Source organism: Actinomadura sp. BRA 177 (genome assembly GCF_013372625.1).
In the GTDB taxonomy this organism is placed as follows: domain Bacteria; phylum Actinomycetota; class Actinomycetes; order Streptosporangiales; family Streptosporangiaceae; genus Spirillospora.
Genome location: NZ_JABXFD010000563.1, coordinates 34,121 through 41,539, shown reverse-complemented (window position 1 = coordinate 41,539; position 7,419 = coordinate 34,121). Strand labels below are relative to the sequence as shown.

Sequence of the window (7,419 nt, the reverse complement as noted above, 5' to 3'; positions counted from 1 at the left end):
GTGATAGGAGCGAGAGGCGGGCCGGGGGCGGGCGCCGCGCTCCGGGGCGGCGGCGGGGCCGGTGATGGCCTGGACGCGCTCCTCGGCGGTGCGGACCGACAGCCGCGCCTCCATCTCGGCGGAGCGCAGCTCCTGGACGCGGGCGTTCAGCTCGTCGCGCGTCTCGGTGTCGTGCCCGGCCTCGTCGGCGACCTCGGCGGCCTCCTCCGACTCGGCGAGCCGCATCGCCAGTTCCTCGGCCGCCTGGGTGTCGCGCTCCAGCGATTCGGTCGCGGCGTCGAGCGCTTTGGTGAGCCGCTCCGCCTCCCCGCGCGCGGCACGGACGTCGGCCTCCAGGCGCGCAGCGCGCTTGGCCTCCTGCGCGGCCTGCGCGTCGAACTCACGCAAGCGCGCGCGGACGCGGTCAAGCTCGCTCTGGGCCTGGTTGACGCTCGACTGGGCTTCGCCAGCTGCTGCCTCCGCGGCTTCCAGCGCTGTCTGGGCGGACTGCTCGCGCTCTATCGATGCACTGAGTTCGTCGGCGGCCACCCCGGCAGCGGTCTCGGCGGCGGCAAGGTCTTCGGTGGCTTCATCGAGGGTCGCGCGCATCTGCAGCAGGCCCTGCCCGCCGGCCGCGCCACCCTGCGCCCAGTGCGCGCCGACGAGCTCGCCTTCGCGGGTCACGGCGCGCAGGGACGGCTCCCGGCGGACGAGTGACGCGGCCGACGGTACGTCGTCCACCACGGCCACGTCCCGCAGGAGATGCTCGACGGCGGGACGTACGGCGTCCGGGACGCTCACCGCGTCGGCCGCGTAGTCGACACCGGGAACCCGGGCGCCCGGTGCCACCGCTCCCCCGCCGATGAGCAGCCCGGCGCGTCCGGCATCGCGGGAGCGCAGCAGCGCCAGGGCGGCCTCGGCCGTGTCCAGGGAGCCGACGGCGATGGCCTCGGCGGCGTTGCCGAGCGCGGCGGCGACCGCCGTCTCGTATCCGGGACGGACGTTCAGCAGCGACGCGACCGTCCCCAGCACGCCGTCGAGCGACCCGTCCGCGCCCGCCGACAGCAGCGCCTCCCCGCCGTCGGCGGCGCTGGCGAGCGTCAGGTTCAGCGCCTCGATCCGCGCCTGCAGCGCGGTGACCTTCTTCTGCGCGGCCTGGTCGGCAGACCGCGCCGACCCCACGGCCCCCCGCGCCTCCTTCAGCGCCCGGCGCGGGCCGTCCACGGCCGAACGCGCGCCCTCGGCGGCGTCCTTGGCGGTCGCGAGCGCCTCTTGCACGACCTCGTGCTCGGCGGCGAGCGCCGGATCCTCGACGACCTCGGCCTCGAACGCCTCGAACTCGACCCGGGCGTCGTCGGCGCGCTGCTCGGCCTCCTCGCGCGCCTCGGTGAGCCGCCCGATCTCCGACCGCCCGGCCTGCGCCTTGCTGCGCAGCGCCTCGACCCGGCCGCGCGTGCGGGCCAGTTCCTCGCGGCGGTCGGCGGCGGCCCGCGCGGCGGCCTGCAGGCGGCGCTCCTCGGCCGCGAGGGCCTCCTCGACGCCCGTCCGCTCCTGGACGGCGTCGGCCAGCCCGTCCTGCGCCTCGTCCAGCGCGGCGCGGAGCATCTCCTCCTGCTCGCGGATCTCGGCGGCCTCGCGCTCCATTTCCTCGGGGTCGCGGCCGCGCCGCTCCTCCTCGCGCGCTTCCGCGGCGTTGCGGTGCCGCTCCGCGGCGAGGTCGGCGACGCCCCGCAGCCGCTCCTTCAGCGCCGACATCTGGAACCAGGTGTCCTGGACCTGCGCGAGCCTCGGCGCCTGCTCGGCCTCCTCCGCCTCCAGGACGGCCTCGCGCTGCTGCGCCTCGGCCAGCGCCCGCTCGGTGTCGGTGCGGCGCTCCCGGATCGCGGCCTCGTCGGCGGCCTCCTGCTCCAGCTTCGTCCCGAGCGTGACGAGGTCGTCGGCCAGCAGGCGCAGCCGCGCGTCGCGCAGGTCGGCCTGGATCACCGCGGCGCGCCGCGCGATCTCGGCCTGCTTCCCGAGCGGCTTCAGCTGCCGCCGCAGTTCGACCGTGAGGTCCTGGACGCGGGTGAGGTTGCCCTGCATCGCGTCCAGCTTCCGCAGCGCCTTCTCCTTGCGCTTGCGGTGCTTGAGGACGCCGGCCGCCTCCTCGATGACCGCGCGGCGCCCCTCCGGGCCCGAGTGCAGGACCCGGTCGAGCTGCCCCTGCCCGATGATGACGTGCATCTCGCGGCCAATGCCGGAGTCCGACAGCAGCTCCTGGATGTCCAGCAGCCGGCACGAGTCGCCGTTGATCGCGTACTCGCTGGACCCCGACCGGAACATCAGCCGGCTGATCGTCACCTCGGTGTAGTCGATGGGCAGCGCGCCGTCGGTGTTGTCGATCGTCAGCACGACCTCGGCGCGGCCGAGCGGCGCCCGGTTCGCCGTCCCGGCGAAGATGACGTCCTCCATCTTGCCGCCGCGCAGCGACTTGGCGCCCTGCTCGCCCATGACCCAGGCCAGCGCGTCCACGACGTTGGACTTGCCCGACCCGTTCGGCCCCACGACGGCCGTGATCCCCGGCTCGAACTTGAGCGTGGTGGAGGACGCGAAGGACTTGAAGCCGCGCAACGTCAAGGTCTTCAGGTACAAACCCTCGCCATCCTCCCTGCTCCGCATCGGCGCCCAGAGCCCGAACGCAACGCTAGAGGCTATCGCGTACCTGCGCCGACGACCCCGGACGTCGCGCCGACCGCCCGCATCGGGCGCCGCCACGAGCCCGGGCCGGCCCCGTGTCGTCCACGCCCACACCCGTCAGATGCCGCAATTCCATAGATCAACACAGAACGACCGGATTCGGCCAGCCCGAAACCGGGAGAATCTTTACCGCATCTTGAACGAGCCGCTCTCCGGCCGGCCGGCGGTGAACTCGCCGTGCGAACTGCGCGTACGAGTCAAAGGGGCGACACACTCCGGAAGCCGAACAATCCCCCGCCGACTCCACGACCAGGGAATTCAGGTCCCCGAATGGACGATGACCACGCGCCGCGCCGACATGGCGCCCGTGCCGCTCCGGTGCCGGGTTCGACCACGCGACGACCGGAACGCGGCAGACGCGCACAGTAGAGGCCCAGCGCCACCAGCGGTGGCGTCTGGGCCTGGGGTTCTCAGCTCAGCCCCGCAACGGCCTCAAGGTTGCGATCGCGTCCGAAGGCAAGTTCGAGCCTGCGAGAACTTGATCGCGCAGCGAGCCCCCCGGGCGAGCCGGAGCGATGCCAGCGATCGCCCTTCGCTCGACGATGGAGGGCCGCCAAGGCCCGAAGGAGGAGAGCAAAGAATAGACAGGTACAGCGCCGATCAGGTCAGCGCGGGTTCGCGGTCCTTGACCGCGAGGGACATCACATCGTCGTCCGGTGCCGTCGCAAGCGCGTCGTTCTCCGCCTGAAGCCGTACGAGCTCGGCCTCCAGATCACGTACTCGCTGCTGCAGGCGCCGCATCTCCGCGACCATCCGGGGGTCGGGACCGCCGACGTGGCCGAGTAGAGCCTTCGCCATGACTAAGGGTCCTCCACGCTGAGTAACCAGCAGGGATCGCGCACGATAATCAACTGAAGTCGGTGCGCGTATCGTCTAGAGTCGCACCGGCCGGTGTCCTGGTCAAGACGCACATCACAGGCCGGTAACAACCTTCCTCTACTAGTTTAGCAGGTCGAAACCGAAACGCCCTACCCGGTCACCGCTCCAGGAAACCGGCGGCCCCGCCGCGCGGCGCGCTCCAGCGCTCGGTGACGCCCGTGACCTCGCCCGGACGCCCGGATGTCGCACCGGAGCCGTCGGCGCCCAGCAGGTCGAGCAGGCGCAGGCACTTCCCGCGCGGCCCCTCCGCCACGACCTCGACCCGCCCGTCGGCCAGGTTCGTCGCGGTGCCGGCCAGGCCGAGCTCCAGTGCCCGCGACCGCACCCACCAGCGGAACCCGACGCCCTGCACGCGCCCCCGCACCCAGGCCGTGAGCCGCACGATCTCCTCGTCGTCCATCACGCTCCGGAACCCTAGTGGCGCGCGCGGCGCGGACGCGGCTGGCACACCGGGCAGCTGTAGGACGAGCGGTTCATGAACTCGTCGCGGCGGATCGGGGCGCCGCAGCGGCGGCACGGCTCGTCGCGGCGGCCGTAGGCGTCCAGGGAGCGCTCGAAGTAGCCGCTCTCGCCGTTCACGTTGACGTACAGGCTGTCGAAGGACGTCCCGCCGACGGCGAGGGCGGCGCCCATGACGTCCCGTGCGGCCTCCAGGACGCGCGTGGCCTCCGCCCGCGTCATCGTGTCGGTGGGGCGCGCCCAGTGCAGCCTGGCCCGCCACAACGCCTCGTCGGCGTAGATGTTGCCGACCCCGCTGATCAGCGACTGGTCGAGCAGGGCGCGCTTGATGCCGGTCTTGCGGCGGCGCAGGGCGCGGAAGAACGCCTCGGCGTCGAAGGCGTCCTCCAGCGGGTCGGCGGCGATGTGCACGATCGGCTCGGGGACGAGCGCGCCGGCGTCGAACGCGTCCGGGACGAGGTCGGTCAGCATCAGGTGGCCGAACGTCCGCTGGTCAACGAAGCGCAGGTCGTGGCCGCCGTCGGTGAAGACGGCCCGGACCCGCAGGTGCTTCTCGCGCTCGCGGTCCGGCTCGCCGACGAGCAGGTGGCCGCTCATCCCGAGGTGCGCCAGCACCGCCCCGGACTTGTCGTCGAGGGGGATCCACAGGTACTTGCCGCGGCGGCGCGGGGCCTGCATGGTGCGGCCGGCGAGACGGGCGGCGAAGTCGGCCGGGCCCGCCTCGTGGCGGCGCACCGAGCGGGGATGCAGGACCTCGGCGGACGCGACCGCCCGGCCGGTCGTCCAGCTCTCCAGGCCGCGCCGGACGACCTCGACCTCGGGCAGCTCAGGCACCGGCCTGGGCCTCCTGCGCGGCCTGTGCGGCCTGTGCGGCCTGCTCGCCCCGCGCCTCGGCCTCCCGCTGGACGACGATCGCGCGGATCTCGTTCCAGGCGGCCTCGGCGGCGTGCTGCTCGGCCTCCTTCTTGCTGCGGCCCTCCCCCGACCCGTAGGTCTTCCCGCCGACACGCACCGACGCGCGGAACGTCTTCTGGTGGTCGGGGCCGCTCTCGGCGACGTGGTACTCGGGGACGCCGAGCTCCTCCACGGCCGTCAGCTCCTGCAGCGAGGTCTTCCAGTCGAGCCCGGCGCCGAGGCCCGCCGACCGGGTGATCAGCCCGTCGAACAGCCGGTGCACGAGGGCGGACGCCTCGTCCAGGCCGCGGTTCAGGTACACGGCGCCGATCAGCGCCTCCAGGGTGTCGGCCAGTATCGACGCCTTGTCACGGCCGCCGGTGCCCTCCTCGCCGCGGCCGAGGCGGATGTGGGCGCCGACGCCGAGGCCGCGGGCGACGCCGGCGAGGGCGCGCATGTTGACCACGGCGGCGCGCAGCTTCGCCAGCTGGCCCTCGGGCAGGTCGGGGTGCCCCCGGAACAGGGTGTCGGTGACGACGAGGCCCAGCACCGAGTCGCCGAGGAACTCCAGGCGCTCGTTGGTGGGCAGGCCGCCGTTCTCGTAGGCGTACGAACGGTGCGTCAGCGCCCGTTCGAGCAGATCGTCGTCCACTTGGACGCCGAGCGCCGCGGTCAGTTCCGCGCGGTCCGGCGCAGGTGCGCTCCTTTTGGCGCTCACGGGCCCTCCTCGCAGGCCGTGCACCGCGCATGGCGCGGTCGCTGGTGCGGCGCGCCGGCCGAAGCGGCCGGGGACGGCGAGGACGCGCGGCGGGGAGGATGTCCGCGAAGACGAGGTGCGCGCCGGTCGATTGTCCCGGCGTGCACCACGGCTCCGGGCGCAGCGAACGCTTGGTTCAGTCTCCGCGCCGGTCACCACGCCGACGTCGCGCGCCGGGGTGGTCGGGGTGGGATGTCCGTCCCGCACCTGTGGGGGCGGGCCGCGCCGTCCGCGCGGATCCGCCCCCCAGGATGCGGGAAGGTCTCAGGCCGACGGGGCGATGACCTGCCGCCGGTCGTAGGTTCCGCATGTCGCGCACGCGGTGTGCGGCAGCTTGTGGTCGCGGCACGTCGGGCACTCGACCAGGTTCGGCGCCGCGGTCTTCCACTGCGAGCGCCGGTGCCGCGTGTTGCTGCGCGACTTCTTCCGCTTGGGGACGGCCACGTCAGCCCTCCTGCTTTCCTTCTCGTCGGTCGAATCCACGGGAGCCGGAGCTCCCGTTCCCCCGTCCGGGGGAGGCCGGCATGTCGCCGGCGAGGTCTCGCAGCGCCGCCCACCTGGGGTCGGCGACGTCGTGGTGGTGCTCCGGCCCGACGTCGGCGAGCCGTGCACCGCAGTCCGGGCACAGGCCCGGGCAGTCGTCCCGGCACAGCGGGGACAGCGGCAGCGCGAGCACCACCGCGTCCCGCAGGACGGGTTCGAGGTCGATCAGGTCGCCCTCTAGGCGGAGCTCGTCGTCCTCGGCGTTCCCGCCCGAGCGGGTGTCGTCGTAGACGAACAGCTCCTGGAAGTCCGCCTCGAAGGTCGAGGCGATCGGATCGAGGCAGCGGGAGCACTCCCCCTTCAGGGGGACCGTCGCCGTGCCGGTGACGAGCACCCCCTCCAGGACCGCCTCGAGCCGGAGGTCCAGCTCGATCGCGGCGCCTTCGGGGACGCCCACCATCTCGACGCCGAAATTCTCCGGTGCCGGCACGGTCAGGTGCTCCTCCCGCGACGACCCGGGTTGCCTGCCAAGAGCTCGGGTGTCGAGCACGAGAGGGGCGTTGGGGTCAAGGCGAGTCAGCGGAATCCTGCTTTCGTGAGGCATGGTGAACGGCGGCCGCCTGTGATGGCCGATGTCCCAGGGTACCGCCCCCGGGGCACTGGCCCAACTCGCGGCCCGTCCACCGGCCCGTCCGGCGGGCCGGGTCAGCCCTGCTGCTGGAGGCGCTCGACGAGGCGGTCGTGGACGCTGTCGGGGACGAGACCGGAGATGTCCCCGCCGAACTTCACGACCTCCTTCATGAGGCTGGACGACAGGAACGCGTACTCCGGGTTCGTCGCCATGAAGAGGGTCTCCACGCCGGCGATCCGGTGGTTCATCTGGGCCATCTGCAGCTCGTACTCGTAGTCGCTGACGGCCCGCAGCCCCCGGACGATGACCGGGATGTCCTGCTCCTTGCAGTAGTCGACGGTGAGCCCGTAGAACGTGTCGACCTTGATGTTGCCGTACTCGCGGGTGACCTCGGTGATCATGTCGGCCCGCTCGTCCACGGTGAACAGGCTCTTCTTGCTCTTGTTGATCAGCACCGCCACGACCACCTCGTCGTACAGACGGGAGGCGCGGCTGATGATGTCGAGATGCCCGTTGGTGACGGGGTCGAACGATCCCGGACAGACGACACGGCGCACGGCGCGAACCCCTTCGGTCCCGGTTTCTGACCTGCGGCGTGAAC

At 72.7% G+C, this 7,419-nt stretch carries 8 protein-coding genes; all 8 read right to left on the bottom strand.

Going from position 1 to position 7,419, the window contains the following annotated elements:
- On the bottom strand, positions 1-2,610 hold a 2,610-nt coding region (locus tag HUX53_RS32100), incomplete at its 3' end, for a chromosome segregation SMC family protein (protein ID WP_176406960.1).
- A gap of 705 nt (positions 2,611-3,315) precedes the next feature.
- The gene (locus tag HUX53_RS32095) at positions 3,316-3,513 is read right to left on the bottom strand and encodes a hypothetical protein (protein WP_083946295.1); all 198 of its coding nucleotides are present in this window, start codon (positions 3,511-3,513) and stop codon (positions 3,316-3,318) included.
- Positions 3,514-3,691: 178 nt separating this feature from the next.
- A complete protein-coding gene (locus tag HUX53_RS32090) occupies positions 3,692-3,997 on the bottom strand; it encodes an acylphosphatase (RefSeq protein WP_309237536.1) in 306 nt (101 codons plus the stop codon).
- Between the two features lie 11 nt (positions 3,998-4,008).
- A complete protein-coding gene (mutM, locus tag HUX53_RS32085) occupies positions 4,009-4,887 on the bottom strand; it encodes a bifunctional DNA-formamidopyrimidine glycosylase/DNA-(apurinic or apyrimidinic site) lyase (protein WP_176406959.1) in 879 nt (292 codons plus the stop codon).
- A complete protein-coding gene (gene rnc, locus HUX53_RS32080; protein ID WP_176406958.1) occupies positions 4,880-5,665 on the bottom strand; it encodes a ribonuclease III in 786 nt (261 codons plus the stop codon). The genes mutM and rnc overlap by 8 nt, the downstream gene beginning before the upstream one ends.
- A gap of 303 nt (positions 5,666-5,968) precedes the next feature.
- Positions 5,969-6,148 (bottom strand): 50S ribosomal protein L32, encoded by a 180-nt coding sequence (gene rpmF, locus HUX53_RS32075; RefSeq protein ID WP_067632153.1) that lies wholly within the window; start codon positions 6,146-6,148, stop codon positions 5,969-5,971.
- Between the two features lies 1 nt (position 6,149).
- Entirely contained in the window at positions 6,150-6,791 is a 642-nt protein-coding gene (locus HUX53_RS32070) for a DUF177 domain-containing protein (RefSeq protein WP_176406957.1), read from the bottom strand.
- Between the two features lie 101 nt (positions 6,792-6,892).
- The gene (coaD, locus tag HUX53_RS32065) at positions 6,893-7,375 is read right to left on the bottom strand and encodes a pantetheine-phosphate adenylyltransferase (protein WP_176406956.1); all 483 of its coding nucleotides are present in this window, start codon (positions 7,373-7,375) and stop codon (positions 6,893-6,895) included.
- Positions 7,376-7,419 lie beyond the last annotated feature (44 nt).